General features: G+C 69.5%; 20 protein-coding genes. 17 read left to right on the forward strand and 3 right to left on the reverse strand.

Features of this window, described 5'->3' with window-relative positions; genetic code table 11:
• Window positions 1-129: 129 nt before the first annotated feature.
• Both ACWPN5_RS27215 and ACWPN5_RS27220 read right to left on the reverse strand, forming a co-directional pair.
• Window positions 130-2,943, reverse strand: coding sequence for a carbohydrate-binding domain-containing protein (locus ACWPN5_RS27215; RefSeq protein ID WP_492298498.1), 2,814 nt, complete (start codon window positions 2,941-2,943; stop codon window positions 130-132).
• 301 nt (window positions 2,944-3,244) lie between these two features.
• On the reverse strand, window positions 3,245-4,258 hold the full coding sequence (locus tag ACWPN5_RS27220; protein WP_247888210.1) for a LysR family transcriptional regulator: 1,014 nt from the start codon (window positions 4,256-4,258) through the stop codon (window positions 3,245-3,247).
• 222 nt (window positions 4,259-4,480) lie between these two features.
• Between ACWPN5_RS27220 and ACWPN5_RS27225 the strand changes: the two genes are divergently transcribed.
• From ACWPN5_RS27225 to ACWPN5_RS27275, 11 genes are all read left to right on the forward strand, one after another.
• Window positions 4,481-5,794, forward strand: coding sequence for a M20 family metallopeptidase (locus ACWPN5_RS27225; RefSeq protein ID WP_492298500.1), 1,314 nt, complete (start codon window positions 4,481-4,483; stop codon window positions 5,792-5,794).
• A gap of 41 nt (window positions 5,795-5,835) precedes the next feature.
• Window positions 5,836-7,446 carry an ABC transporter substrate-binding protein gene (locus ACWPN5_RS27230; RefSeq protein WP_145681939.1) on the forward strand — a complete coding sequence of 537 codons (1,611 nt, stop codon included), beginning with the start codon at window positions 5,836-5,838 and terminating at the stop codon, window positions 7,444-7,446.
• A 122-nt stretch (window positions 7,447-7,568) separates the two neighbouring features.
• Window positions 7,569-8,549 (forward strand): ABC transporter permease, encoded by a 981-nt coding sequence (locus tag ACWPN5_RS27235; RefSeq protein WP_119507207.1) that lies wholly within the window; start codon window positions 7,569-7,571, stop codon window positions 8,547-8,549.
• Window positions 8,546-9,418, forward strand: coding sequence for an ABC transporter permease (locus ACWPN5_RS27240; RefSeq protein ID WP_145673851.1), 873 nt, complete (start codon window positions 8,546-8,548; stop codon window positions 9,416-9,418). Before ACWPN5_RS27235 ends, ACWPN5_RS27240 begins: the two co-directional genes overlap by 4 nt.
• A complete protein-coding gene (locus ACWPN5_RS27245; RefSeq protein WP_492298503.1) occupies window positions 9,418-11,082 on the forward strand; it encodes an ABC transporter ATP-binding protein in 1,665 nt (554 codons plus the stop codon). The genes ACWPN5_RS27240 and ACWPN5_RS27245 overlap by 1 nt, the downstream gene beginning before the upstream one ends.
• 10 nt (window positions 11,083-11,092) lie before the next feature.
• Window positions 11,093-12,043 carry a ketopantoate reductase family protein gene (locus tag ACWPN5_RS27250; RefSeq protein WP_492298505.1) on the forward strand — a complete coding sequence of 317 codons (951 nt, stop codon included), beginning with the start codon at window positions 11,093-11,095 and terminating at the stop codon, window positions 12,041-12,043.
• A 27-nt stretch (window positions 12,044-12,070) separates the two neighbouring features.
• A complete protein-coding gene (locus ACWPN5_RS27255; protein ID WP_492298507.1) occupies window positions 12,071-13,300 on the forward strand; it encodes a Zn-dependent hydrolase in 1,230 nt (409 codons plus the stop codon).
• 147 nt (window positions 13,301-13,447) lie between these two features.
• The gene (locus ACWPN5_RS27260; protein ID WP_492298508.1) at window positions 13,448-14,509 is read left to right on the forward strand and encodes a histone deacetylase family protein; all 1,062 of its coding nucleotides are present in this window, start codon (window positions 13,448-13,450) and stop codon (window positions 14,507-14,509) included.
• The gene (locus ACWPN5_RS27265) at window positions 14,506-16,068 is read left to right on the forward strand and encodes an acetolactate synthase large subunit (RefSeq protein ID WP_492298510.1); all 1,563 of its coding nucleotides are present in this window, start codon (window positions 14,506-14,508) and stop codon (window positions 16,066-16,068) included. Before ACWPN5_RS27260 ends, ACWPN5_RS27265 begins: the two co-directional genes overlap by 4 nt.
• Window positions 16,069-16,126: 58 nt before the next feature.
• Window positions 16,127-17,074, forward strand: coding sequence for a 3,5-dioxohexanoate:acetyl-CoA acetone transferase (gene kce / locus ACWPN5_RS27270; protein ID WP_492298512.1), 948 nt, complete (start codon window positions 16,127-16,129; stop codon window positions 17,072-17,074).
• A gap of 166 nt (window positions 17,075-17,240) precedes the next feature.
• Window positions 17,241-18,179: a DMT family transporter gene (locus ACWPN5_RS27275; protein WP_145681948.1), complete on the forward strand. Its 939-nt coding sequence runs from the start codon at window positions 17,241-17,243 to the stop codon at window positions 18,177-18,179.
• Here the strand turns inward: ACWPN5_RS27275 and ACWPN5_RS27280 are convergent.
• The gene (locus tag ACWPN5_RS27280; protein WP_492298726.1) at window positions 18,145-19,230 is read right to left on the reverse strand and encodes a LacI family DNA-binding transcriptional regulator; all 1,086 of its coding nucleotides are present in this window, start codon (window positions 19,228-19,230) and stop codon (window positions 18,145-18,147) included. The genes ACWPN5_RS27275 and ACWPN5_RS27280 overlap by 35 nt on opposite strands.
• A gap of 134 nt (window positions 19,231-19,364) precedes the next feature.
• Between ACWPN5_RS27280 and ACWPN5_RS27285 the strand changes: the two genes are divergently transcribed.
• From ACWPN5_RS27285 to ACWPN5_RS27310, 6 genes are all read left to right on the forward strand, one after another.
• The gene (locus tag ACWPN5_RS27285; protein WP_492298514.1) at window positions 19,365-20,420 is read left to right on the forward strand and encodes a TRAP transporter substrate-binding protein; all 1,056 of its coding nucleotides are present in this window, start codon (window positions 19,365-19,367) and stop codon (window positions 20,418-20,420) included.
• 39 nt (window positions 20,421-20,459) lie between these two features.
• On the forward strand, window positions 20,460-22,349 hold the full coding sequence (locus ACWPN5_RS27290) for a TRAP transporter large permease (protein WP_492298516.1): 1,890 nt from the start codon (window positions 20,460-20,462) through the stop codon (window positions 22,347-22,349).
• Between the two features lie 44 nt (window positions 22,350-22,393).
• A complete protein-coding gene (locus tag ACWPN5_RS27295) occupies window positions 22,394-22,933 on the forward strand; it encodes a VOC family protein (RefSeq protein ID WP_492298517.1) in 540 nt (179 codons plus the stop codon).
• Window positions 22,934-22,941: 8 nt separating this feature from the next.
• Window positions 22,942-24,213 carry a ribulose-bisphosphate carboxylase large subunit family protein gene (locus ACWPN5_RS27300; RefSeq protein WP_492298519.1) on the forward strand — a complete coding sequence of 424 codons (1,272 nt, stop codon included), beginning with the start codon at window positions 22,942-22,944 and terminating at the stop codon, window positions 24,211-24,213.
• The gene (locus tag ACWPN5_RS27305; protein WP_492298520.1) at window positions 24,210-25,514 is read left to right on the forward strand and encodes a four-carbon acid sugar kinase family protein; all 1,305 of its coding nucleotides are present in this window, start codon (window positions 24,210-24,212) and stop codon (window positions 25,512-25,514) included. Before ACWPN5_RS27300 ends, ACWPN5_RS27305 begins: the two co-directional genes overlap by 4 nt.
• A 204-nt stretch (window positions 25,515-25,718) precedes the next feature.
• On the forward strand, window positions 25,719-26,450 hold the full coding sequence (locus ACWPN5_RS27310; protein ID WP_200476534.1) for a helix-turn-helix domain-containing protein: 732 nt from the start codon (window positions 25,719-25,721) through the stop codon (window positions 26,448-26,450).
• The last annotated feature ends 15 nt before the right edge of the window (window positions 26,451-26,465 follow it).

The following is a 26,465-nucleotide window of genomic DNA, read 5'->3' on the forward strand; positions in this document are numbered from 1 at the left end:
TGAATGATGGTGATGCGCTCACCCAACCGAGACTCAATCGGGACGATGCGTAATACCAACGGCGGGTGAACGGCCCCAAGGAGGGGCGGTCCATGGTCGGCTGGACCGCCCCTCGCCGTTGCGGTCGCGTCAGGCCGCGTGGCTCAGCAGCGACGGGTCGATGTGGTCGAACAGCGGGTCATAGCCGGCCTCGACCGGCAGGGCCCCGTGCAGGCTGTTTGCCGCCGCGACCGCGTCGGCCACGACCGCCGGAGCGGCCGCCGCCTGCTGGGCCGCGACGTGGCTCCACACGCTGTCCGTCCCGGCGTCGAGCGCCAGCGCCGTGGCCTCGCCGACCGGGGTGGCCGAGGGGAAGAAGCTCTTGTCGGCGTCCACCACCAGCGTTCCGTTCCACCACAGGCCGGCCTGGCCCTTGACCACGTCCTTGCCGTCCAGCGCCCCCTTGTCGTAGGTGACGTTGCCGTCGGTGGGCAGGACGGACTTGCCGTTGATGGTGACCGTGTTGACGAACAGGCTGCGGTCCTGCCCGTTGACCACGGCGTCGTTGTCGTACTGGATCTGCACCTTGTGCGCCTGATCGGCGCTCAGGCTGGTGGTGAAGATGTAGTCCTTCGCCGTGGTGCCGGCCATGCCCTCGCCGACCTTCTGGCCGTCGACCAGCAGGTTGAAATGGGCGTTCACCCCGCCGGCCGCGGAACCGGAGGCGTTGACGGTGATCGTCGTGCTGCTGGGACCGCTCTGCGGCAGCGAGCCGCCGGCGGGGAATTCCTTGGCCGGGGCGTCGACCACCAGCGTGCCGCCCCACCACATCGACGACTGGCCCTTGACCACGTCCTTGCCGTCCAAGGCCCCCTTATCGTAGCTGACGACGCTGTCGGTCGGGTTGTGGGCGGTGCCGTTGATGGTGATCTTGTTGACGAACAGGTTGCGGTCCTGCCCGTTCACGAAGCCGTCGTTGTCGTACTGGATCTGCACCTTGTGCGGCTGCCCGGCGGTCAGGCTGGTGGTGAAGCTGTAGTCCTTCGCCGCCGTGCCGACCGTGGCGTCGCCGATGGCCTTGCCGTCCACCAGCACCTTGAAATGCGCGTTCACCCCGCCCGCGGCGGCGCCGGAGGCGTTGACCTTGATCGTCGTGACGCTGGCCGTCGGCGTGGTCGGGACGGTCGGCGTGGTCGTCGTCGTGTCCACCGCGAAGCCGGCGGACGCCCCCGCCTTGCCCGCGTTGCCGGCGAGGTCGGTGTAGCTGCCGGCCTTCACCGCCACGTTCGCGTCGGTGATCTTCGTGTTGGTCGAGGGCGTGAAGACGGCGGTGTAGGTGGCCGCGTCCACCGTCTTGAAGCCGCTTAGCGTGCCGCCCTTCACCGTGGTGTCGGCCAGCGCGAAGTCCTTCACCGCCTCGCTGAAGGCGAAGGTGACGAGGGGCGCCTCGCTTTTGGTCACGCTGCTGTCGGCGATGCTCACCTTGACGGTGGGCGGCGTGGTGTCCGTGGGCGTCGGGGCCGGCGGCGCGGTGGGCGTGACCGTCGTCCAGCCGGCGGTCGAGGGGTAGGCCTGGGACAGAGTCGAATGCTCGTCCTGCGTGGTCGCGTTCATGTAGGCGGACCAGCTGTCGCCCTCCGGAAAGTCGCCCCAGCGCCAGCGGTCGCCGTCCGGCATGTAGTAGGTGTTGTTGTCCCACACGTTGCCGCCGTTCAGCATGCCGGCCTCGTTGTAATCGGCGACGCCGCCCGACTGGCCGTTGCCGTCCTTCGAGACGATGATGTTGTCGTGGATCTTGTTGTTGGTCGTTTTCCAGGTCCCGAACTCGCCGGCGCCGCGGTCCTGCTGGATCATCACGATGCTGTTGGCGCCCTTGACTCCGGTGATGTCGATCTTGTTGCCGTAGGCCTCGACGTTCTGCGAGTTCTGGATCTGGATCGACCCGCCCCACAGCCAGCCCTCGGCCTGCGGCTTGGCGCCGTTGCCGACCATCACGTTGTTGCGGATGATCGCGTCGTAGCTGATCTCGTGGGTGATGCCGCCGCCGCTGTTGTTCACGAGGACGTTGTTCTCGTACAGCGTCCCGACATTGTCGATGTCGGTCCACAGGCCGAAGCCGGTGTTGTCGTGGGAGTAGTTGCTGCGGACCACCAGATCGGTGGTGTAGGCGAACTTGGTGCCGCCGCCCTCCCAGAACACGTTGATGCCCGACCAGGCGCCGTTGCGCGCGATCTCGTTGCCTTCGACCAGGATCTTGGCGCCGGAACCGCCCAGCCCCATCTCGCCGTTGTCATGGACGTAGTTGCCGATGAACTTGCTGCCGTCCTGCGCCGTGGCGCCAACCGCGTAGTTCAGCCGCAGCTCGTTGTTCTGGATGGTCCAGTTGACGTCGCCCTGGATGGCGCCTTCCTGCGCCGGCGGGGTGTATTTCTCGATGACGAGGTTCTTGACCGTCACGCCGTCCGCGGAGCCGCCGAAGGCGTGGGCGGTCGTCCCGGCCTCCACCTTGTGCCCCGCCGGGTTGTCGCCCAGGTAGATCCGGTCGGCGTTGTAGTCGAAGTAGAAGGTTCCCGGCTTCAGCTTCGACAGCGCGTCCACCGGCGTCAGCGGCTTGTCGTCGACGTAGACGGTCTCCGGATAGCCGGCGCGCATCGCGCCGGGCGTCGCCTCGTCCGTCGCGCGACGCTCGCCCTGCTGCGTCTGCCCGCCGACCATCCAGCGCCCGGCGCTGTCCTGGGTGAAGCCGGTCAGCAGCTTCGACCCGTTCAGCACGGCGCCCTCGGCCCCGATGAAGGTCTGGTTGTCCTTGGGGGTGATCGACTGGAGACGGTACTCGCCCGGCTGCAACCAGAAGGTCGCGCCAGCGGGAGCGCCATTGACGATGGACTGGATGTTGGCGCCGGGTGCTATGACGATCGCACCAGCGGGGGCCGTCAGCGTCTTCGGTCCGTACAGGTTGGCCATGTGTCAATGCTCTCTTACGATGTTGTCTTCTGGTATGAGTTCGTCGGCGTTTTCGCCTTTAGGCATAGACCACTACTACCAATTTGGATAAATCGCCCGGCGGGGCATTTTTGTGAGATTCCCGGCTTCCTTTGCGAAGACTCCGGGAAGTCCCTGTTTTTCAAAAAGGAATCTTCCGCTTATCAAAAAGGCGGAAAAGAGAATGGGAATTTTTGCTTGCGGCCTCTTGCGCGCGCGCAAGCGCCGCGTCATCCGCTGGATGACGACGCAATTTCTGGAGGGAATCAGAAACGCGGAAGGATCAGTCGGTGCCGAACTGGCGGTCGATCCACTCGCTCACCGCCACCGGATCGAAACGCAGGTCGAGCGGGATGCCGGCGATGGCGGCGCGGCAATGCTCGATGAAGGCGCGCTCCGCCCGATTCATCTTCGAGGCGGGATTCCACAGCAGATGGATGTCCACCGGCGCCACCCCCTCCTCCGGCGGCAGCGGCCAGAGCAGGCCGTCGCGCACGTCGCGCTCCGCCACATGGCGCGGCAGCGGCCCGATCCCCAGCCCCACCGAGATCATCCGCCGCACCTCGTCCAGATTGACCGAGGCGCCGACGATCCGGCTCTCGATCCCCTCCTGGGCGCGGAAGACGGCCAGCGGCGACAGCACCCCGCCGATCTGGTCGGAGGTGAAGGAGACGAACCCCTCGCTGCGCAGGTCGCTCAACGTCAGGCCGGTGCGGCCGAACAGATGGTGCCGCGGCCCGCAATAGAGACGGTAGATCTGGCGTGCGAACAGAGCGTGCTCGACCAGCGGCGGCGGCTCCCGCATCAGGCAGAGGCCAAGCGAGCCGGTCTTCTGCTGGATCGCCATGTGGACGTCGGCGCTCGCCATCACGTCCAGCCGGAAGGTCACCTGCGGATGGGTGGCGTGGAAGCGCTCCAGAATGGCGTCGAACAGCAGCGACTGGATCCGGCTGGCCAGCAGGATTCGGATGTGGCCGGAAATCTCCTCGCGGATGTCGCGCATCAGAACGGCGAAGCGGGAGATGTTGCCGTAGATCTCCAGCACCTCGGCGTAGATGATCTCGCCCGCCTCGGTCACCCGGAAACGGCCCTGCCCGCGTTCGATCAGGCTGCGGCCGATCTGGTCTTCCAGCCGCTTCAGGGCCTGGGACACCGCCGGCTGGGTCAGCCCCAGGCGCTGCGCCGCACGGGTCAGCCCCTGCTCCTGCACGATCACCATGAAGGTGCGCAGCAGGTTCCAGTCGAGCTGGTGGCCGAGCCGCTCCAGATCACGCGCCGTCATCGGGGGAAAACCCATCGCCATAAATCCTGCTTATGTCGGCAATGAGGATTATCGATTTGGCGGAGGATGAGAAGCTGAATTGTAATACGCCGGTCGTCAGCGGTCGATCCCCGGCTTCGCCCAATCGGGCAAATCCGGTGGTCCTAGTCCGAAAGTCGAAATCGCCCCGGTTTCTTTCCGGAGATTTGCCGACCCATAAGGACGACTGCGCGGCGGAGTGGTAAGAACGGAGTCGTCATGCCCGCATCCCACGAGGGTGGGCGGAGCATTGCAGCCGTGGACCGGGATGCGATCCTGGGCGCGGTGGCGAAGCTGCGCGAGGACGGAGTGAGCCTGCTGTCCGATCTGGTCCGGAGCCCCAGCCTGCTGGGGGAGGAAGGGCCGGCACAGGATCTGATGGAACGGATCTTCCGGGACATGGGCCTGGAGGTGGACCGCTTCGCCATCGACGAGGAGGCGCTGAAGGCCCAGCCCGGCTGGTCCCCCTCGCTGATCTCCTACGAGGGCCGCGAGAACGTCGTCGGCGTTCACACGCCCCGGCGAGCGACCGGCAAGTCGCTGATCCTGAACGGCCACATCGACGTGGTGCCGACCGGTCCGGAAGAGCTGTGGTCCGCCCCGCCCTTCGAGCCGGTGGTCCGTGACGGACGTCTCTACGGGCGCGGCGCCGGCGACATGAAGGCCGGCATCGCCGCTTATGTGATGGCCTTCAAGGCGCTGCAAAGCCTGGGCGTCCAGCCCGCCGCCCCGGTCTATCTCCAGTCGGTGGTGGAGGAGGAATGCACCGGCAACGGCGCGCTCGCCTGCGTCGCCCGCGGCTACAAGGCCGACGCCGCGGTGATCCCGGAGCCCTTTAACCACACGCTCCAGATCGCCCAGGTCGGCGTGATCCGCTGCGAGCTGGAGGTGACCGGCCGCCCCGCCCATGTGCTGGACACCGGCGCCGGTCTGAACGCCATCGAGGCGGCCTTCCGCGTGCTCAAGCATCTGAAGGCGCTGGAGTCGGCCTGGAACCACCCCGACGGGCGGCATCCCGCCTACGCGCACCACCACCACCCCTACAACCTGAACGTCGGGCACATCGACGGCGGCGAATGGGCGTCCTCGGTCCCCACCCGCTGCCGGATGGAGCTGCGCTTCGGCTTCCCGCCGGGCCGGGTCGCCGCCGAGGTCAGCGCGGAGATCGAGCGCGCGGTGGCCGAGGCCTGCCGCAGCGACTCCGACCTCAAAGGCATCGACGCCCGCGTCATCTTCCGCGGCTTCCAGGCGGAGGGCTGCACGCTGGACCCCGATCACCCGATGCTGGAGGCGCTGGACGCCGCCCACCGGTCGATCTTCGGGACCCCGGCGCCGAAGCTGGCCCAGACCTGCACCACCGACGTCCGCAACTTCCTGCTCTACGGCGACACGCCGGCCACCTGCTACGGCCCGGAGGCGGAGCGCATCCACGGCATCGACGAGTCGGTCTCGCTCGACAGCGTGGCGAAGGTGACCGCCGTGCTCGCCCTGTTCATGGCCGACTGGTGCGGCCTCGAATCCATCGATCCATAACGGTCGCGTGACGAGAATCAATCAATAAGGGGGCTTCAGACATGAGCAATCGTTTGCGTCACTTTCGTCAAACCCTGACCGCCGCGGCGCTGGCCGCCGCCTTGGCGGCGCCGCTGGCGCTGACCGTGCCCGGCGTCGCCGCGGCGCAGGAGCGCGGCGGCACGATGAACATCATCGTCCAGCCCGAGCCGCCGATTCTGGTGCTGGGCCTCAACCAGCAGGGTCCGACGCAGACGGTCGCCGGCAAGATCTACCAGGGCCTGCTGACCTTCGGCTTTGACCTGAAGCCGCAGCCGGAACTGGCGGAAAGCTGGGAGGTCTCGCCCGACGGCAAGGTCTACACCTTCAAGCTGGTGAAGAACGCCAAGTGGCACGATGGCAAGCCCTTCACCGCCCACGACGTGGTCTTCTCCACCTCCAAGCTGCTGATGGAGACCCACCCGCGCGCGCGCGCCACCTTCTCCAAGTGCGAGAAGATCGAGGCGCTGGACGACTACACCGTCCAGTTCACGCTGAAGGAGCCGTTCGGCCCGTTCCTTCAGGCCTTCGAGGTGTCGTCGGCCCCGATGATGCCGAAGCACATCTATGAAGGCACCGACTTCAAGGCCAACCCGGCCAACGCCACCCCGATCGGCACCGGCCCCTTCAAGTTCAAGGAGTGGAACAAGGGCTCCTACATCCACCTCGTCCGCAACGACGAGTATTGGAAGGCCGGCAAGCCCTACCTGGACGACATCTATTTCCGCGTGATCCCCGACGCCGCCTCGCGCGCCGTCGCCGTGGAGCAGGGCACCGTCCAGCAGACCCAGTTCAACGACATCGAGACCTTCGACGTCCCGCGCCTGAAGGGTCTGCCCAACGTCGAGATGACGACCAAGGGCTACGAGTTCTTCGCGCCGCTGTCCTGGATCGAGATCAACACGCGCAACAAGCCGCTGGACGACAAGCGCTTCCGGCAGGCGATGATGCACGCCATCGACCGCAAGTTCATCCGCGACAAGATCTGGTTCGGCCTCGGCCGCCCGGCGACCGGCCCGGTGAACTCGGTCACCCGCTTCTTCGAGCCGAACGTCAAGAAGTACGACTTCGACCCGAAGAAGGCCGAGGCGCTGCTTGAGGAGGCCGGCTACAAGAAGGGCGCCGACGGCACCCGCGCCAAGGTCCGCCTGCTCGTCATGCCTTACGGCGAGACCTGGACGCGTCTGGGCGAGTATGTGAAGCAGGCGATGAAGCGCGTCGGCGTCGACGTGACGCTGGAGACCACCGACGCCGCCGGCTGGGTCAACCGGGTGTCCAACTGGGACTACGACCTGAGCTTCAACTTCGTCTACCAGTACGGCGACCCGGCGCTCGGCGTCACGCGCACCTACGTCTCGGACAACATCCGCAAGGGCGTGATGTTCTCCAACACCATGGGCTACTCCAACCCCGAGGTGGACAAGCTGTTCGCCCAGGCCGCCCAGACCAACAAGGACGAGGAGCGCCAGCAGCTCTACTCCGCCGCCCAGAAGATCCTGGTCGAGGACGTGCCGGTCGCCTGGCTGCTGGAAATGGAGTTCCCGACCTTCGTGGACAAGCGCTTCAAGAACGCCGTCACGACCGCCATCGGCGTGAACGAGAGCTACGACAGCGTCTACATGGTCAAGAAGTAAGGGCGCGCTTGCCCCCTCCCCATCCCTCCCCCGCTTCGCGGGAGAGGGGGCGGAATTCCCTCCACCGCCGAAGGCGGGGGAGGGTTAGGGAGGGGGCACCCGTCGCCGCAGGAGTGCTTTCCATGCCCCGCATCGCCCTATTCATCTCACAGAGGCTGGTGAAGGCGGTCTTCGTCATTCTGGCGATCGCCGTGTTCAACTTCTTCCTGGTCCACGCAGCGCCCGGCGATCCCGCCGCGGTGATGGCGGGCGAGGCCGGGGCCGCCGATGCCAAGTTCGTCGAACAGCTCCGCCAGCAGTTCGGCCTCGACCGCCCCCTGTACGAGCAGCTCGGCACTTACATGTCCAAGGTGGTGCAGGCCGACCTCGGCTACTCCTACCGCCAGCAGCGCCCCGTCTTCGACCTGCTGATGGACCGCCTGCCCGTCACCCTGTCGCTGACGCTGACCGCCTTCGTGCTGGCCCTGCTGGGCGGCATCGCGCTCGGCACGCTGGCGGCGATGCGCGCCGGCACCTGGTCGGACACCGCCATCACCGTGGTCGGGCTGACCGCCTACGCGACGCCGATCTTCTGGATCGGCCTGATGCTGATCCTTCTCTTCTCGGTCAATCTCGGCTGGCTGCCCGCCTTCGGCACGGAGAGCATCGGCGCCGGCTACACCGGCTGGGAGGCCTTCCTCGACCGGGCGAAGCACCTCGTGCTGCCGGTGACCACGCTCGGCCTCTTCTACATGGCCGTCTACACCCGGCTGACCCGCGCCTCGATCCTGGAGGTGCGCGACATGGACTTCGTCAAGACGGCGCGGGCCAAGGGCCTGCCGGAATGGCGCATCGTGTCGGTGCACATCCTGCGCAACGCTATCCTACCCGTCATCACCGTGGCGGGGTTCCAGGCCGGCCACCTGATCGGCGGCTCCATCCTGATCGAGACCGTCTTCGCGCTCCCCGGCATCGGGCGCCTCGCCTTCGAGGCCGTGTTGCAGCGCGACTATCAGGTCCTGCTCGGCATCTTCCTTCTGACCTCGGTGGTGGTGGTGGTGTTCAACCTGCTGACCGACCTGATCTATTCCCTCGTCGATCCGCGCATCGAGGTGGCGCCATGACCGCCGCGGCCATCACACCGTCCCGCAAGGGGTCCGGCTTCTGGAGCGCCTTCGCCCGCAACAAGGGCGCGGTGATCGGGCTGGCCTTCCTGACCCTGATCATCCTGATGGCGGCCTTCGCCGACGTGCTGTACCCGGACAGCCCGTGGGACATGACCGCGATGCCCTTCCAGCCGCCACTGTCGGAGGACGCCCTGCTCGGCTCCGACACGCTGGGCCGCGACATCGCGGCGGGCATCGCCCACGGGGCGCGGGTGTCGCTGCTGATCGGGCTGACCTCGACCGCCGTCGCCGTGCTGATCGGCGTGTTCCTGGGGGCCGTCTCCGGCTTCTACGGCGGGCGCGTCGACGATCTGGTGATGCGCTTCACCGAGCTGTTCCAGACCATCCCGAACTTCGTGCTGGCCGTGGTGCTGGTGGCGATCTTCACGCCATCGCTGACCTCCATCGTGCTGGCCATCGCCATCGTCTCCTGGCCGCCGCTGGCCCGCCTGGCGCGCGGCGAGTTCATGAGCCTGCGCTCGCGCGAGTTCGTGCACGCCGCGGTGACCACCGGCCAGTCGAACATGACGATCATCTGGCGCCAGATCCTGCCCAACAGCCTGTCCCCGATCATCGTGTCGGCCTCGCTGATGGTGGCGACGGCGATCCTGCTGGAGAGCTCCCTCTCCTTCCTCGGGCTCGGCGATCCGAACCTGATGAGCTGGGGCTACATGGTGGGGGCCGCCCGCACGGTGATCCGTCAGGCCTGGTGGATGAGCTTCTTCCCCGGCATCGCGATCCTTCTGACCGTGCTCGCCCTCAACCTCGTGGGTGAAGGGCTGAACGACGCGCTGAATCCCAAGCTGGCGCGAAAGGGCCGTTCCTGATGTCCGAGACGCCTCTCCTCGACGTCCGCAACCTGACCATCGACCTGCCGCGCGGCGCCGACCGGCCGCACGCGGTCCAGGACCTGACCTTCACGCTGGAGCCCGGGGAAATCCTCTGCGTGGTCGGCGAGTCCGGGTCGGGCAAGTCGATGACCGCGCACGCCGTGCTGGGCCTGCTGCCCAAGGCGGTGAAAGTCTCCTCCGGCGAGATCCGTCACCAGGGCACCAACGTGTTCAGCCTGCCGGAGCGCGAGCAGCGCGCGCTCCGCGGCGGCCGCATCGCCATGATCTTCCAGGAGCCGATGACGGCGCTGAACCCGCTGATGCGGGTCGGCGACCAGATCGACGAGGTCCTGCGCTACCACACCACGCTCGACCGCGCCGCCCGCCGGGCCCGCGTGGTGGAGCTTCTCGCCTCGGTCGGCCTGCCGGAGCCGGACCATCTGCGCCGCAGCTACCCGTTCCGCCTGTCGGGCGGCCAGCGCCAGCGCGTGATGATCGCCATGGCGCTGGCGGTGGAGCCGGACATCCTGATCGCCGACGAGCCGACGACCGCGCTCGACGTCACCACCCAGAAGCAGATCCTGGAGCTGATCCAGGACATCCAGGCCAAGCGCCGCATGGGCGTGATGTTCATCACCCACGACTTCGGCGTGGTGGCGGAGATCGCCCACCGCGTGGCGGTGATGCAGCGGGGCCAGATCGTCGAGATCGGCACCGCCGAGGAGCTGCTGAACCGTCCGAAGCACCCCTACACCCGTCAGCTCATCGCCGCCGTCCCGCACCTGATCGAGCACCGCGAGGACTTCACCCGCGCGCGCCAGCCGGTGCTGACGGCGGAGAAGGTGTGCAAGACCTTCCACCTCGGCGGCGGCTTCTTCACGCCGGGGCGTAAGGTGGTGGCGGGCGACGACCTGTCGCTGACCATCCACCAGGGCGAGACGGTCGGGCTGGTCGGCGAGTCCGGCTCCGGCAAATCGACGCTCGGCCGCTCCATCGTCGGCCTCATCAAGCCGGATTCGGGCAGGATCCTGTTCGAGGGCGTCGACCTGCTGTCGCTGTCGCGCCCGGCCTTCCGGCCCTACCGGCGGCACGTGCAGATGGTCTTCCAGGACCCCTACGCCTCGCTGAATCCGCGCCACACCGTGGGCGACATCATCACCCAGGGGCCGGTGGCCTTCGGCGAGGACCGCCACAAGGCGCTCGACAAGGCGAAGGCGCTGCTCAAGCTCGTCGGGCTCGACGCCTCGGCGGCGGAGCGTTTCCCGCACGAGTTCTCCGGCGGGCAGCGCCAGCGCATCTCCATCGCCCGCGCCCTGGCGCTGGAGCCGAAGCTGCTGATCGCCGACGAGCCGGTGTCGGCGCTCGACGTGTCGGTGCAGGCGCAGGTTCTGGACCTGCTGGAGGATCTGCGGCACCGGCTGAACCTGTCGATGCTGTTCATCACCCACGACCTGCGCATCGCCGCCCAGATCTGCGACACCATCGCGGTCATGCAGAAGGGCCGCATCGTCGAGATCGGCCCGGCGAAGGAGGTGTTCGGCAACCCGCAGCACGCCTACACCCGCACCCTCCTGGACGCCATCCCCGGCAAGGGTTGGACCATCCCGGAGGACGTGGTTCCGGTGACGCGGCGGTCGTCCGCCCTGCGCAGCAGCGCCTGACGGGGCGGGCATGAAGGTCGCCGTCATCGGGGCCGGGGCGGTCGGCGGTCTGATCGCCGCGCGGCTGACCGCCGCCGGCCTGCCGGCCGCGTTGGTCGCCCGGCGGCGGACGCTCGACACGCTGCGGCGCGACGGGCTGACCGTCGAAGGCCCGTCGGGCCGTCCGGTGACGGTGCGGCCCGAGGTGACCGACGACACGCTGGCCCTCGGCCCGCAGGACGTGGTGGTTCTGGCGGTGCCCGCGCCGCTGCTGACCGACGTGCTGGATCTGCTGCTTCCCCTGCTGGGGGCGAAAACGCGGCTGGTGCCGGTGGTCGGCGGCATCCCCTGGTGGTACCCGGCGGACGGGTCTCTCGGCGGCCCCCTGACGGCGGTCGATCCGAAGGGGCTGCTGTCGGACGCCATCCCGGCGGATCGCATCGTCGGCGCCGTCGCCCGCGTGGCGGTGGAGCGGCGGACCCCCGGCTACCTGCGGCATCTCGGCGGGCTGCGTCTCGCCCTCGGTCCTGTGGCCAGGAACGAGAGCGCAAAGGATTTGGCGGCCCTGTTCGGGGCAGGCGGCTTCAACGCGCTGGCCGTGCCGGACATCCGGACGGAGGTGTGGACGGCGCTGCTGGCGCCCTTCGCCTTCGGCCTGCTCGGCCTCACCACCGGCAAGACGGCGCAGGAGATCGCCCACGACGACGCGCTGCAGCCAACCTTCGCCGCGGTGGTGGAGGAGGTGCTGGCCCTGTCGGCGGCGCTCGGCCATCCGGCGACGGCCAAGGTCGAGGATGTGTGGACGATGGCCCAGCATCCGGGCCGCATCCGGCCGGCGCTGCGCGCCGACGTGGCTGCGGGCCGGCGGGCGGAGATCGAGGCGGTGCTGGACGCGCCGCTGGAATTGGCAAAACGGGCGGGGCTGAGCCTGCCCACGGTGACCGGACTGCTGACCGCGGTTCGCGCCGACACTCGACAATAATTCGGAACTGGGATCGGGATAGGGACCATGTCTGACCTGCGCATCGACGGCGACCGCCTGTGGCGGACCCTGATGGACCTCGCGACGATCGGTGCGACGCCGAAGGGCGGCCTGTGCCGGCTGGCGCTGACCGACCTCGACCGGGAGGGCCGCGACCTCTTCGTGCGCTGGTGCGAGGAGGCCGGCTGCACCGTGACCGTGGACGAGGTGGGCAACATCTTCGCCCGCCGCCCGGGCCGCAGCCCCGACCGTCCCGCCGTCTGCATGGGCAGCCATCTGGACACCCAGCCGACCGGCGGCCGCTTCGACGGCATCTACGGCGTGCTGGCCGGGCTGGAGGTCATCCGCAGCTTCAACGACCAGGGCATCGAGACGGACGCCCCCATCGACCTGATCGTCTGGACCAACGAGGAGGGCGCGCGCTTCTCCCCGCCGATGCTCGGGTCCGGGGTGGCGATGGGCGTCTTCACGCTCGACCATGTGCTGGACATCCGGGACACCGACGGCGTCCGGCTCGGCGACGAGCTGGCGCGCATCGGCTACAAGGGCGAGGTCCCGGTCACCGGCCACGCCATGGGCGCCTATTTCGAGGCGCACATCGAGCAGGGTCCGGTGCTGGAGGCCGAGGACGTCGAGATCGGCGTGGTGACCGGCGCGCAGGGCCAGCGCTGGTACGAGGCGACGGTGACCGGCCGCGAATCCCACGCCGGCCCGACGCCCATGCGCCTGCGCCGCGACGCGCTGGCCGGGGCAGCGGTGATGATGGAGGCGGTGGAGGCCATCGCGCTGGAGGTCGGCGGCGACGCCTGCTCGACCATCGGGCGCGTCCAGGTCCACCCGGACTCCCGCAACGTCATTCCCGGCCGCGTCTGGTTCACCATCGACCTGCGCAACCCGGACCCCGATGCGCTGGCCCGCATGGACGCGCTGCTGCGCGAGCGGCTGGCCGCCATCGCGGACAAGCGCGGCCTGACTCTGGAGCTGACCGACTTCTGGGCCTTCCCGACCACGCCCTTCGCGCCGGAGCTGGTCGGCCACGTCCGCCACTCGGTGGAGCGGCGCGGCCTCAGCCATCGCGACATCGTGTCCGGGGCCGGCCATGACGCGGTCTATGTCGCGCGCAAGGTGCCGACGGCGATGATCTTCATCCCCTGCGAGAACGGCCTCAGCCACAACGAGGCGGAGAACATCAAGCCCGAACATGCGGCGTCCGGCTGCGCGGTGCTGGCCGACGCGGTGTTGGCCGCGGCTGGGTAACATCCGTCTTTTCCCCCTCTCCCCTCTGGGGAGAGGGCCGGGGTGAGGGGGTTGCGCTTTTGCCGAGCGTGCCGCAATGCGCGCCCCCCTCACCCTAACCCTCTCCCCAGAGGGGAGAGGGAAACACATCACTCCGGGAGCCTGTCCATGCGCTACGTCTTTGCCGAGGCCCAGTTGCGCCATCGTCCGCCGACCTTCCTGGTGCGCGGCCAGCCGAAGCCCTCGCCGGAGAAGGCGGAACGGGCGGAGGCGCTCGTCGGCTCCCTGCGGGCGCGCGGCGTGACGGTGGAGGAGCCGCCGTCCTACGGCGCCGGCCCGCGCGCGGCGGTCCATTCCGCCGATTACCTGCGCTTCCTGGAAACCGCCCACGCCCGCTGGTCGGCCCTGCCCGACGCGTCGGAGGTCATCGTCCCCAACGTCCACCGCAACACCGACATGGCCGAATATCCCACGGGCATCGTCGGTCAGGCGGGCTGGCACATGGCGGACACCGCCTGCCCGATCGGCGCCGGAACCTGGGAGGCCGTCTGCGGCGGCGCCGACACGGCGGTCCACGCGGCGCTGATGGTGGCGAGCGGTCGGGAGCGCGCGGCCTACGCCCTGTGCCGCCCGCCGGGGCACCACGCGTCCCGCGACATGGCCGGGGGCTTCTGCTACATCAACAACGCCGCAGTCGCCGCCCAGGCGATGCTGCCGGTGCTGGCCCAGCAGGGCCGCGCGCCGCGCGTCGCCGTCTTCGACGTGGACGTCCATCACGGCAACGGCACGCAGGCGATCTTCTATGAGCGCGACGACGTGCTGGTCGTGTCGATCCACGGCGATCCCAACAACTTCTACCCCTGGTTCGCCGGCTACGCGCACGAGCGCGGCAAGGGCCGCGGTCTGGGCAGCAACCTCAACATCCCCCTGCCCATGGGCACGGAGGAGTCCACCTTCCTCGACGCGGTGGACGGGGCGCTGACCCACATCGCCGCCTTCGGGCCGGAGGCGCTGGTGCTGTCGCTGGGCTTCGACACCTACGTCGGCGACCCGCTGGCCTTCTTCAAGGTGACGACGCCGGGCTTCGCCGCGCTGGGCCGCAAGATCGCCGGCACCGGCCTGCCCACCGTGGTCGTGCAGGAGGGCGGTTACGATTGCGACGCGCTGGCGGTGAATCTCGCCAGCTTCCTGGACGGCTTCGAGGGCGGGCTTACGGAGGCGGCACGATGAGCGGCGTAAAAATCCCGGGCGCGGAAATCCTGGTTCGGACGCTGATGGCGAACAGCGTCGACACCTGCTTCGCCAACCCCGGCACGTCGGAGTTGCACGCGCTGGCCGCCTTCGACAGCATGCCCGGCGCGCGCTGCGTGCCCACGCTGTTCGAAGGGGTGGCGACGGGTGCCGCGGACGGCTACGCCCGCATGACCGACCGCCCGGCGGCGACGCTGCTGCATCTCGGGCCGGGACTGGCGAACGGTCTCGCGAACCTGCACAACGCCCGGCGCGCTTGCGTGCCGATGGTCAACATCGTCGGCGACCACGCGACGTGGCACCGCGGCGTCGACGCGCCGCTGACCTCCGACGTGGAAGGCTTGGCGAAGCCCATGTCGGCCTGGGTGCGCACGGTGCCGGACGCGGCCTCAGTGGCCACCGACACGGCGGAGGCCATCCGCGCCGCCCTGACCCCTCCCTGCGGCGTGTCCACCCTGATCCTGCCGTCGGACTCCTCCTGGGACGACACGGCTTCGGTGGAGCCGATCGTCGTCGAACCGCCGGCCCCCGCCGGCCCGGACGCCGAGGCGCTGCGCGCCGCCGCCGACGCCCTGCGCGGCGGGGAGCGGGTGGTGGTCCTACTCAACGGCCGCGCCACGCGGGCGGAAGGGCTGGCCCTGGCCGGGCAAATCGCCGCCGCGACCGGCGCCAAACTCTACGCACACACCGGCGCTACCCGCATCGAGCGGGGGGCAGGCCGCGTGACGGTGGAGCGCTTCCCCTACCCCATCGACCTCGGCATCGCCGCGCTGGCCGGGGCGAAGCACGTCGTCCTGATCGGCTCGGGCGAGCCGGTCGGCTTCTTCGGCTACCCCGACAAGCCCAGCCGCCTGGCGCCGGAGGACTGCCGCATCCACACCGTCGCCCCGCCGGGCGCGGACGCCCTCGCCGCCCTGCGCTGGCTGGCCGATGCGTTGGGCGCCGCCGGGACGCCGGTTCCGGTGCAGCCGCTCGCACCGCCCTCCCCGGCGACCGGCGCTCTCACCGCCGACAGCGTCGGGCAGTCCCTGGCGGCCCTGCTGCCGGAGGGCGCCATCGTGGTGGACGAGGGGATTTCCTCCAGTCCGATGGTCTACACGGCCTGCGCCGGGGCGCGCCCGCACGACTGGCTGACCATCACCGGCGGGGCCATCGGCATCGGCATGCCGCTGGCGCTCGGTGCCGCCATCGCCTGCCCCGACCGCAAGGTGGTGACCGTCCAGGCGGACGGCAGCGGCATGTACACGCTCCAGGCCCTGTGGAGCCAAGCGCGCGAGCGGGCCGACGTGGTGACCATCATCTTCGCCAACCGCCGCTACGGCATCCTGCAATGGGAGCTGGGCAACCTCGGTTTCCGGGACATGGGGCCGAACGCCCGCAACTGCACCGAGTTGGGCCGTCCGGACCTCGACTGGGTGGCGCTCGCCCGCGGCATGGGGGTGGAGGGCGGACAGGCCACCGACGCGGACAGCTTCAACCGCCTGCTGACGACCGCCTTCGCCCGCAAGGGTCCTTTCCTGATCGAAGCGGTGATCTGACGAACAACAACACATCCCCTCGCCCCCTCAAGGGGCGCGGGGAACAAGGGAGGAAACCATGACCACGCCCAAGAAGAGCGCGCGGAAAGTCATCATCACCTGCGCGGTCACCGGCTCCATCCACACGCCCAGCATGTCGCCGCACTTGCCGGTGACGCCGGATCAGATCGCGGCGGAGGCCATCGCCGCGGTGGAGGCCGGGGCGGCCATCGTCCACCTGCACGCCCGCGACCCGGACACCGGCCGTCCCACCCAGGACCCGGAGCTGTTCCAGCGCTTCCTGCCGCGCATCAAGCAGGCGACGAAGGCCGTGGTGAACATCACCACCGGCGGCAGCGCCGCCATGACGGTGGAGGACCGGCTGCGCCCCGCCGCGCGGTTCCAGCCGGAGGTCGCGTCGCTCAACATGGGCTCGATGAATTTCGGCCTGTTCCCCATGCTGAACCGCTTCACCGAGTTCCAGCACGATTGGGAGCGCACCTATCTGGAGAACAGCCGCGACCTCGTCTTCAAAAACACCTTCACGGACATCGAACACATCCTGAGGACCTGCTCCGGCAACGGGACGCGTTTCGAGTTCGAGTGCTACGACATCTCGCACCTCTACACGCTGGCCCATTTCCTGGACCGCAAGCTGGTGACGCCGCCGCTGTTCGTGCAGTCGGTGTTCGGCATCCTGGGCGGCATCGGCCCGCATCCGGAGGACGTGATGCACATGAAGCGCACCGCCGACCGGCTGTTCGGCGACCAGTATGTGTGGTCGGTGCTGGGGGCCGGGGGGCGCAACCAGATGCCCATCGCCACCCAGTCGCTGGCCCTGGGCGGCAACGTGCGCGTCGGGCTGGAGGACAATCTGTGGGCCGGTCCGGGCCGCCTCGCCACCTCCAACGCCGAGCAGGTCGCCATGGTCCGCAAGCTGATCGAGGGGCTGGCCCTGGAGGTCGCAACGCCGGACGAGGCCCGCACCATGCTGTCGCTGAAAGGCGGCGACGCGGTGAGGTTCTGACCGGCATAGCCCTCTCCCCTCCGGGTAGAGGGTGGCCCGGAGGGCCGGTGAGGGGGATGTGCATGACGACACGTCCGGCAAAAGCGCAACCCCCTCACCCTGACCCTCTCCCCGGAGGGGAGAGGGGACATGAAGCACATCCACCCCACACCCGGAATCCCATGCCATGATAAGCCGCGCTCGGGCGCTGGATCTGTCGCTGGTCGGCCTCATCAGCGTCTGCTGGGGCCTGAACTGGCCCGCCGTCAAGATCATCCTCACCCAGATCCAGCCCTGGACGCTGCGCAGCCTGGGCTTCGCCGTGGGAGCGGCGGTGCTGTTCGCCTACGCGCGGTCGCGCGGGGAATCGCTGGCCGTGCCGCGCGGGCAGCGCTGGCCGCTGGCCGCCGTCGCCCTGCTGAACATGGCGGGCTTCAACATCTGCTCCGCCTTCGGGCAGATGAACATGGCGACCTCGGGCGCCGCCATCATCGCCTACACCATGCCGGCCTGGGCGACGCTGCTGGCCATCCCGATCCTGGGCGAGCGTCCGGGGCCGCGCCAGTGGATGGGGCTGGCCTGCGGGCTGACGGGTCTGGCCGTTCTGCTCGGCCCCGATCTGCTGCGGCTGGGCGCCCTGCCGCTCGGCCCCGCCTTCATGCTGACCGGCGCGCTGAGCTGGGCACTGGGCAACGTCCTCATCAAGCGGACGGCCTGGACCATGGGGCCGAACGCCATCACCGGCTGGCAGTTCGCCATTTCCCTGCCGGTGGTGCTGCCCTTCGCCCTGGCGATGGACCCCGCCCCGACGTTGGCGCTGGAGCCCCGCGTGCTGGTCGCGCTGGTCTTCCACATCCTGGTGGCGATGGTCGGCGGCTATCTGCTGTGGTTCGCCATCGTGCGGCGGCTGAGCGTCGCGCAGGCCTCGGTCAGCTCGCTGATCGTGCCGGTGATCGGCGTGACCGGCGCCATCGTCGTGCTGGGCGAGACGCCGCCGCTGCGCACTTACGCCGCGCTGGCGCTGATCCTCTGCGCCGTCCTGCTGGTCGTCATGGTTCGCGACAAGCGGCCCGTGCCCACCCCGGCGCCGGTCACGGCGGAGCCGCGGGGGGCAGGTTCTCCCTGAAGATGACCTCGATGCGCGGCGGCTCCACGCCGTGCATCGCCTCCCGGCCCGCGCGCAGGTTGGCGAAGACGGCCGCGCAGCTCATCAGGGCGCTGCGCGGGTCCTGGGTGATCACCGCCTCCATCGTGCCGTCGATCAGAAGCGAGCGCGTCTCCGGCGTGAAGCCGTGGCCGATGAAGACGACCTCGCGCTCCCGCCGCGCCTCCTTCAGCGCGCGGGCCACGCCCTCGGCCCCGCCGCCGATGGTGTAGATGCCGGCAAGGTCGGGGTGGTGGCTGAGCAGCGTCCGCGTCTGCCGGTAGCTCTTGGCCTCGTCGTCGTGGGCCTCGCGCAGCCCCACCACCTCGATGGCCGGCGCCATCTCCTTCAGAACGTTCAGGAATCCCAGTTCGCGGTCCTCGTGCGCGCGGTAGCTGAGGCTGCCGGCGATCATCGCGACCTTCCCCGCCCGCCCACCGAGGAAGCGCGCGAACAGATAGCCCGCCGTCCGCCCCGCCGCCCGGTTGTCGAGCCCGACATAGGCGGCCCGCCGGCAATTCTGCACGTCGGAGATCAGCGTCACCGTCGGCACGTTGCGCGCCGCCAGCTCGTTCACCGCCTCGCGCACCGCGGGATGCTCCAGCGCCATGAAGGCCACCCCGTCGACCTTGCGCCAGTGCTGGAGCAGGCTGCGCGCCAGCAGGTCGGGGTTGAAGCTCTTGATGAATTCAACCTGCACGCGGATGCCCAGCGGGGCCAGCGCCGCCTCCGACTGGCGGATGAGCTGGCCGAGCCGCGTCAGGTAGCGGTTCGTCCCGTCCGGCAGCAGGAAGGCCAGCCGCACCGGCTTCGGCCCGAGCGCCGCGCTGAGGTCCGATTCCGGGATGTAGTCCAGCTCCGCCGCCGCCTTCATCACGCGCTGCACGGTCGCCGGGCGGACGCCGGGGCGATGGTTCAGCACGCGATCCACGGTGGCGGTGGAGACCCCGGACAGCCGCGCGATGTCGGCGATCCGTGGCAGGCCGCGGGAATTTTCGGGGGTTGCGGCGACGGTGTCCGCATCATCCTGCATCACGGCTCAAAACCCTCCGATACCATCAAATCACATCATCATTCGCGTTTGACACCGGCCATTCGCGCACATACCGTCCAACCAACAATCACCGTCAAACATCAAACTACATCAACGTTTCCTGGGAGGAAAGCATGAACCCGCTCTCGCGCCGCAAGATGCTCAAGGGGCTGGCCGCCACTCCGGCGATCGGAATGGCCGCAGGGTTGGCCGCGGGGGCCGGCACCGCCACTCTGATCGGCGCGCCGCGCATCGCCCGCGCCGCCGAGTTCGATTTCAAGTACGGCAACAACCTGCCGCTGACCCACCCGCTGAACGTCCGCTCGCACGAGGCGGCGGAGCGCATCCGCCGCGAGACCAACGGCCGCGTCGACATCCAGATCTTCCCGAACAACCAGCTCGGCGGCGACACCGACATGCTGTCGCAGGTGCGCAGCGGCGGCATCACCTTCTTCACGCCCTCGGCGCTGGTCATCGCCACGCTGGTCCCGGTGGCCGCCATCAACGCCGTCGGCTTCGCCTTCGCCGACTACGGGCAGGTCTGGTCCGCCATGGACGGCAAGCTGGGCGAGCATGTGCGCGGCGCCATCTCCAAGGTCGGCCTGCACGCCTTCGAGAAGATGTGGGACAACGGCTTCCGCCAGATGACCAGCGGGGCCAAGCCGATCCAGACCGCCGCCGACATGGACGGGCTGAAGATCCGCGTGCCCGTCAGCCCGCTCAGCATCGCCATGTTCAAGTCGCTGTCCGCCGCCCCGGCCAGCCTCCAGTTCTCGGAGGTCTATTCCTCGCTGCAGACGCGCATCGTCGACGCGCAGGAGAACCCGCTGCCGATCATCCAGGTCGCCAAGCTGTACGAGGTGCAGAAGTACTGCGCCCTGTCCAACCACATCTGGGACGGCTTCTGGTTCATCGCCAACGGGCGCGCGTGGCGCGGCCTGCCCCCCGACCTGCAGAAGATCGTCTCCACCGCAATCAACGACGCCGGCGTCCAGCAGCGCGAGGACATCAAGGCGCTGAACCAGTCGGTGCAGGCCGACCTCCAGTCCAAGGACTTGGCCTTCAACCAGCCGTCGCCCGACAGCTTCCGCGCCAAGCTCCGCGACAGCGGCTTCTACGGCGAATGGAAGGGCCGCTTCGGCGACGAGGCCTGGGCGCTGCTGGAAGGCGCCGTCGGCAAGCTCGCCTAAAGAACGGCTGTGGACAACACGGGAAGGGAGGGTGCGGCTTTGTCTCACCACGCGACGGCGCTCGACGAGGGCGGCGCCATGCCAGGGGCCGCGTCCGGCGGTTCCTGGACCGATCGGCTCGACCGCGGCCTCGCCGCGACGGTGGAGGGCGTGGCCGCCCTCATCGTTCTGGCCGAGATCGTCATCCTGCTGGCCGGGGTGACGGCGCGCTACGTCTTCCACGCGCCGCTGGTGTGGTCGGACGAGCTGGCCTCCATCCTCTTCCTGTGGCTGTCCATGCTGGGCGCCGTGGTGGCGCTGCGCCGCGGCGAGCACATGCGGATGACCGGTCTGGTCAGCCGCGTCGGCCCGACGCCGCGCGCCCTGCTGGAGACGCTGGCAATCACGGCCCCCATCGCCTTCCTGGCGATGATCCTGCACCCCGCCCTGGACTACGCCATGGAGGAGCAGTTCATCGTCACCCCGGCGCTGGAGATCAGCAACGCCTGGCGCGCGGCGGCCCTGCCGACCGGGCTGGGGCTGATGGCCGTGGTGGCGCTGATCCGGCTGATGCGGCTGCGCAACCTCCGGATCACCCTGGCCGCGGTCGCGCTGACCGCGGCGGTGACCGTGGCCTTCTGGCTGGCCGGTCCGGCGCTGAAGCCGCTGGGGCAGGCCAACCTCGTCATCTTCTTCGTCGGCGTGGTCGCCGCCTGCGTGTTCGGCGGCGTTCCCATCGCCTTCTCCTTCGCGCTGGCCACCTTCGGCTATCTGGCGCTGACCACCTCGACGCCACTGCTCGTCATGGTCGGGCGGCTGGACGAGGGGATGTCGCACCTGATCCTGCTGGCGGTGCCGCTGTTCGTCTTCCTCGGCCTGCTGATCGAGATGACCGGCATGGCCCGCGCCATGATCCAGTTCCTCGCCAGCCTGCTCGGCCATGTGCGCGGCGGCCTGTCCTACGTGCTGATCGGGGCGATGTATCTGGTGTCGGGAATCTCCGGCTCGAAGATCGCCGACATGGCGGCCATCGCGCCGGTGCTGTTCCCGGAGATGAAGAAGCGCGGCGCCCCTCCCGGCGACCTCGTCGCCCTGCTGTCGGCCACCGGCGCGCAGACCGAGACCATTCCGCCCTCCATCGTCCTCATCACCATCGGCTCGGTCACCGGCGTGTCCATCGCGGCGCTGTTCGCGGGCGGCCTGCTGCCGGCGGTGGTGCTGGGCGCGGCGCTCTGCGCCGTCGTCTGGTGGCGCTACCGGCATGAGGACCTCAGCCACATCCGCCGCCCGCCGGCGTCCGAGATCGCCCGTCTGGCCGTGGCCGCCCTGCCGGCCATCCTGCTGCCCTTCGTCATCCGCGCCGCGGTGGTGGAAGGTGTGGCGACGGCGACCGAGGTGTCGACCATCGGCATCGCCTACTCCACCATCATGGGCCTGCTGGTCTACCGCCAGTTCGACTGGGCGCGGCTGAAGCCGATGCTGATCGAGACGGCGTCGCTGACCGGGGCGATCATCTTCATCGTCGGCTGCGCCACCGCCATGGCCTGGGGCCTGACGCAGTCCGGCTTCTCCCGCGCGCTGGCCCTGTGGATGGCTGACATCCCCGGCGGCGGCTACGGCTTCCTCGCCATCTCCATCGTCGCCTTCATCATCCTGGGCAGCGTTCTGGAGGGCATCCCCGCCATCGTCCTGTTCGGCCCGCTGCTGTTCCCCATCGCCCGCGACGCCGGGGTGCATGAGGTGCATTACGCGATGGTCGTGATCTTCGCCATGGGCATCGGCCTGTTCGCCCCGCCCTTCGGCGTCGGCTACTACGGCGCCTGCGCCATCAGCAAGGTCAGCCCGGACGAAGGCCTGAAGCACATCTGGGGCTACGTCGCCGCCCTTCTCGTGGGCCTGATCGTGGTCGCCGCCATTCCGTGGATTTCCACCGGCTTCCTTCCCTACTGAAGTCTTGCCGGTCCCCCCATAACGATAAAATCAGGAGTTCCTTCATGAGCCGATTCTTCGGCCAGATCCGGCAGGCTGGCTACGTCGTCGACGACATCGAAGCCGCCATGGATTACTGGAGCCGCACCCTGGGCATCGGCCCGTGGTTCTACAACGAGCGGGTTCCGATCAAGAACTACACCTACCGCGGGGAGCAATACGAGGTTCACAACTCGGTGGCGCTCGCCAACTCCGGGCCGCTGCAGATGGAGCTGATCCAGACCCGCAACGACGCGCCGTCGATGTACCGCGACTTCCTGAAGGCGGGCCGCACCGGCCTCCAGCACGTCGCCTACTGGACCGAGACTTACGACGCCGACCTGGAGCGGCTGACCGGCCAGGGCTTCAAGCCGGTGATGAGCGGCGAGGTCGGCGAGAAGGGCCGCTTCGTCTATTTCGACACCGAGTACCACCCCGGCACGGTGATCGAGCTGTCGGAGGTCGCCGGGCCGAAGGGCAAGATGTTCGACCTGATCCGCAACGCCTCCCTCGACTGGGACGGCCGCGATCCGGTCCGGCCCTTCCCCGACCTCAGCCGCCTGTGAGTCTCGCCATGCGCTCCGACCGCTTCGAGGCGACCTATCTGATCGAGACCCCGCTGGACCCCGCCAAGGTGGCGGAGGTCATGGCGGGGGAGCAGTCCTGCGGCACCTTCACCCGCGTCCACGGCGAGACGGACGACCTGCGCGCCCGCGCCCGCGCCGTGGTGGAGCGGGTGGAGGAGTTGGAGCCCGCCGCCTCCCCCAGCCTGCCGAACTCCTGGCTTGAGCGGCAGAGGCGGCCCGGACCGTGGCGGCGCGCCCGCGTCACCATCAGCTTTCCGACCGGCAACGTCGGCGCCAACCTGCCGACGCTGGCCGCGACGGTGGCCGGCAACCTGTTCGACCTGGGCGAGGTCACCGGCCTGCGGCTCGACTCCGTGCGCCTGCCCGCCGCCTACCGCAAGCAGTTCGACGCGCCGCAGCACGGCGTGGCCGGCACGCGGCGGCTGACCGGGGTGGAGCGTGGAGCGCTGGTCGGCTCCATCATCAAGCCGAACCTCGGCCTGTCGGCGGAGGAGACCGGCGAGTTGGTCGGCACGCTCTGCGCCGCCGGGCTGGACTTCATCAAGGACGACGAGATCTGCGCCGATCCGGTCCACGCCCCGCTGGCCCAGCGCGTGCCGGCGGTGATGGACCGGGTGCGCCGCCACCAGGACCGCACCGGCAAGCACGTCATGGTCGCCTTCAACATCAGCGACGAGACGGACGCCATGCGCCGCCACGCCGATCTGGTGGAGCGCGAGGGCGGAAGCTGCGTGATGGTCAGCCTGAACTGGTGCGGCTTCTCCGCCGTGCAGACGCTGCGCCGGCACAGCGGGCTGGTGCTGCACGGCCACCGCAACGGCTTCGGCGCCCTGTCGCGCCACCCCAGCCTGGGCATCGGCTTCGACGCCTACCAGACGCTGTGGCGGCTGGCCGGGGTGGACCACATGCACGTCCACGGCCTCCAGGGCAAATTCGCCCAGCCCGACGCGGAGGTCATCGACGGCGCCACGTCCTGCCTCGCCCCGCTGGCCGAAGGCTGCGACGACGCGGTGATGCCGGCCTTCTCCTCCGGCCAATGGGCGGGGACCGTCCCCGTCACCTGGGACGCGGTGGGGACGGACGATCTGCTGTTCATGTCCGGCGGCGGCATCATGGCCCATCCGGATGGCCCCGCCGCCGGCGTGACGAGCATCCGCCAGGCCTGGGCGGCGGTGCGCGAGGGCGTGACCCTGCCGGACGCCGCCGCGACCCGGCCGGAACTGAAGCGCGCCCTGGAGTTCTTCGGAGCCTCCAAGTGACGAGCCATCCGCCGCCCCGGCTCGGCTGGTACGGGGACGACTTCACCGGGGCCACCGACACGCTGGCCACGCTGGCGAAGGCCGGGCAGCGGGCGCTGCTGCTTCTGGAGATTCCCGACGCGGAGCGGCTGGCCGGCCTCGGCCCGCTGGACGCGCTGGGGATTGCCGGGGCGTCGCGCACCATGGACCCGGAGTCCCTGCGGGCGGAGCTGGAGCCGGTGGGGCGCTTCTTCGCCGGGCTCGGCGTGCCGGTGATGCACTACAAGTGCTGCTCGACCTTCGACAGCGCGCCGCGGGTGGGCAGCATCGGGGCGGCGGTGGCGGCCCTGCGGCCCTTCTTCCCCAACCGCTTCCTGCCGGTGGTCGGCGGCCAGCCGAACATCGGGCGCTATTGTCTGTTCAGCACGCTGTTCGCCGCGGCGGGCACCGGCGGGACGGTCCACCGCATCGACCGCCACCCGACCATGAAAGCCCATCCGGTGACGCCGATGACGGAGGCCGACCTGCGCCTCCACCTCTCCGCGCAGGGGCTGGAGGGGATGGGCGCCCTGCACTACCCGGATTACGGGTTGGACGCCGGGGCGCTGGACGAGAAGCTCGACCGGATGGTGTTGGGTGGCGCACCCGCCGTCCTTCTGGACATCGCCCGGGCGGAGGATCTGGCGCCCGTCGGGCGGCTGATCTGGGAGCGGGCGCGGCGCTCGCCCCTGCTGGCGGTCGGGCCGAGCGGCGTGGTCCAGGCGCTGGCCACCCAGTGGGAGCCCGACGGGGCGGTCGGCGACGCGCCACTGGCCGCCACGGAGGGACCGGTCTTCGTGCTGGCCGGCAGCCTGTCGCCGGTCACCCGCCGGCAGATCGCCGCGGCGAACTCCTTCCACCGGATGCCGGCGGACGCCGGGGCCCTGTGTCGCGATCCCGCCTACCGCGAGCGGCTGCGGAGCGAGATCGCCGGCCTGCTGGGCCAGGGCCGGAACGTGCTGGTGTGGACCGCCCCGGCGGAGGGCGAGACGCCCGACACCGCCCAGTCCGCCGCCATCGCCGACGCCACCGCGGATTTCGTGGCCTCAATCGCCCGCGCGGCGCCGCTGCGCCGCATGGGCATCGCCGGGGGCGACACCTCCAGCAAGGCGGTGAAGGCGCTGGGCCTGTGGGGCCTGTCCTACCGGACGGCGCTCAGCCCCGGCGTGACGGTCAGCCTGACCCACAGCGCGCACCCGCCCACCGACGGCGTCGAGCTGATGCTCAAGGGCGGGCAGATGGGGTCGGAGGACCTGTTCGAACGGCTGGTGCAGGGAGGGTGAGCATCCCTGCTCCCCCTCCGCCCCCATGCGTCCACCGAGGCGTCCACTGAGGTCTCCGCAATGGCCCCTAGGTAGTCTTACGTACGCAAAGCCCCTTAGGTACAAGACCGAACTGCACAGGGTACCTCGCAGCGCATAACTTCGGCTCATCGAGCGGTTGCCCCACGGGGACGGGCCGCTTCCACGAACGCCGAGGGGCCCGACATGCACGCTCACACCGCCATCGCCGCCCAGCCGACGCGCGTTCCGCACGGTCATCAGGCCGCCGTGATGGCGATGCCGCGTGTCGCCCCCTCCCGTCCCGCCGCCGGTTTCGCCGCCAACGACATCGACCCGCTGGCCGCCATCGCCCAGTTCCGGGTGTTCGACCGCGAGCAGTCCATCTTCGCCGAGGGCGAGGCCGCCGACGCCGTCTTCCGGGTGGTTGACGGCATGATCCGCCTCTACAAGCTGCTGCCGGACGGGCGCCGCCAGATCATCGGTTTCCTCCAGGCCGGCGACATGGTCGGGCTGGCCTTCGCCGACCGCTATCTCTATTCCGCCGAGGCGATCACCGCCTCCACCGTCCAGCGCATCCCGCGCTGCCAGCTCGACGCCCTGCTCGACGCCCAGCCCGCTCTGGCCCGCCGGCTGCTGTCGGTCACCACCTCCGAGCTGGTGGCGGCGCAGGACCAGATGCTGCTGCTGGGCCGCAAGTCGGCGCTGGAGAAGCTGGCGAGCTTCCTGCTGGCGCTGAGCCGCCGGGCCGGTGCCGGCCGGGCCATCGCCCTGCCGATGAGCCGTTGCGACATCGCCGACCATCTCGGCCTGACCACGGAAACCGTGTCCCGCGGCTTCACCAAGCTGAAGACCTCGCGCCTGATCCGCATCCTGGACGGCGGCCGGGTCGAGCTGCTGGACGCCGAGGCCCTGGCCGATCTGGCCGAGTGCGCCTGAATCCAAGCGCCCTGA

Source organism: Azospirillum sp. UENF 211521 (assembly GCF_058780535.1).

Bases quoted from the DNA above. Each gene is read 5' to 3' on its own strand.
- ACWPN5_RS27215 (WP_492298498.1), bottom strand. From the start codon at position 2,943: ATGGCCAACCTGTACGGACCGAAGACGCTGACGGCCCCCGCTGGTGCG.
- ACWPN5_RS27220 (WP_247888210.1), bottom strand. From the start codon at position 4,258: ATGGGTTTTCCCCCGATGACGGCGCGTGATCTGGAGCGGCTCGGCCAC.
- ACWPN5_RS27225 (WP_492298500.1), top strand. From the start codon at position 4,481: ATGCCCGCATCCCACGAGGGTGGGCGGAGCATTGCAGCCGTGGACCGG.
- ACWPN5_RS27230 (WP_145681939.1), top strand. From the start codon at position 5,836: ATGAGCAATCGTTTGCGTCACTTTCGTCAAACCCTGACCGCCGCGGCG.
- ACWPN5_RS27235 (WP_119507207.1), top strand. From the start codon at position 7,569: ATGCCCCGCATCGCCCTATTCATCTCACAGAGGCTGGTGAAGGCGGTC.
- ACWPN5_RS27240 (WP_145673851.1), top strand. From the start codon at position 8,546: ATGACCGCCGCGGCCATCACACCGTCCCGCAAGGGGTCCGGCTTCTGG.
- ACWPN5_RS27245 (WP_492298503.1), top strand. From the start codon at position 9,418: ATGTCCGAGACGCCTCTCCTCGACGTCCGCAACCTGACCATCGACCTG.
- ACWPN5_RS27250 (WP_492298505.1), top strand. From the start codon at position 11,093: ATGAAGGTCGCCGTCATCGGGGCCGGGGCGGTCGGCGGTCTGATCGCC.
- ACWPN5_RS27255 (WP_492298507.1), top strand. From the start codon at position 12,071: ATGTCTGACCTGCGCATCGACGGCGACCGCCTGTGGCGGACCCTGATG.
- ACWPN5_RS27260 (WP_492298508.1), top strand. From the start codon at position 13,448: ATGCGCTACGTCTTTGCCGAGGCCCAGTTGCGCCATCGTCCGCCGACC.
- ACWPN5_RS27265 (WP_492298510.1), top strand. From the start codon at position 14,506: ATGAGCGGCGTAAAAATCCCGGGCGCGGAAATCCTGGTTCGGACGCTG.
- kce (WP_492298512.1), top strand. From the start codon at position 16,127: ATGACCACGCCCAAGAAGAGCGCGCGGAAAGTCATCATCACCTGCGCG.
- ACWPN5_RS27275 (WP_145681948.1), top strand. From the start codon at position 17,241: ATGATAAGCCGCGCTCGGGCGCTGGATCTGTCGCTGGTCGGCCTCATC.
- ACWPN5_RS27280 (WP_492298726.1), bottom strand. From the start codon at position 19,230: ATGCAGGATGATGCGGACACCGTCGCCGCAACCCCCGAAAATTCCCGC.
- ACWPN5_RS27285 (WP_492298514.1), top strand. From the start codon at position 19,365: ATGAACCCGCTCTCGCGCCGCAAGATGCTCAAGGGGCTGGCCGCCACT.
- ACWPN5_RS27295 (WP_492298517.1), top strand. From the start codon at position 22,394: ATGAGCCGATTCTTCGGCCAGATCCGGCAGGCTGGCTACGTCGTCGAC.
- ACWPN5_RS27300 (WP_492298519.1), top strand. From the start codon at position 22,942: ATGCGCTCCGACCGCTTCGAGGCGACCTATCTGATCGAGACCCCGCTG.
- ACWPN5_RS27310 (WP_200476534.1), top strand. From the start codon at position 25,719: ATGCACGCTCACACCGCCATCGCCGCCCAGCCGACGCGCGTTCCGCAC.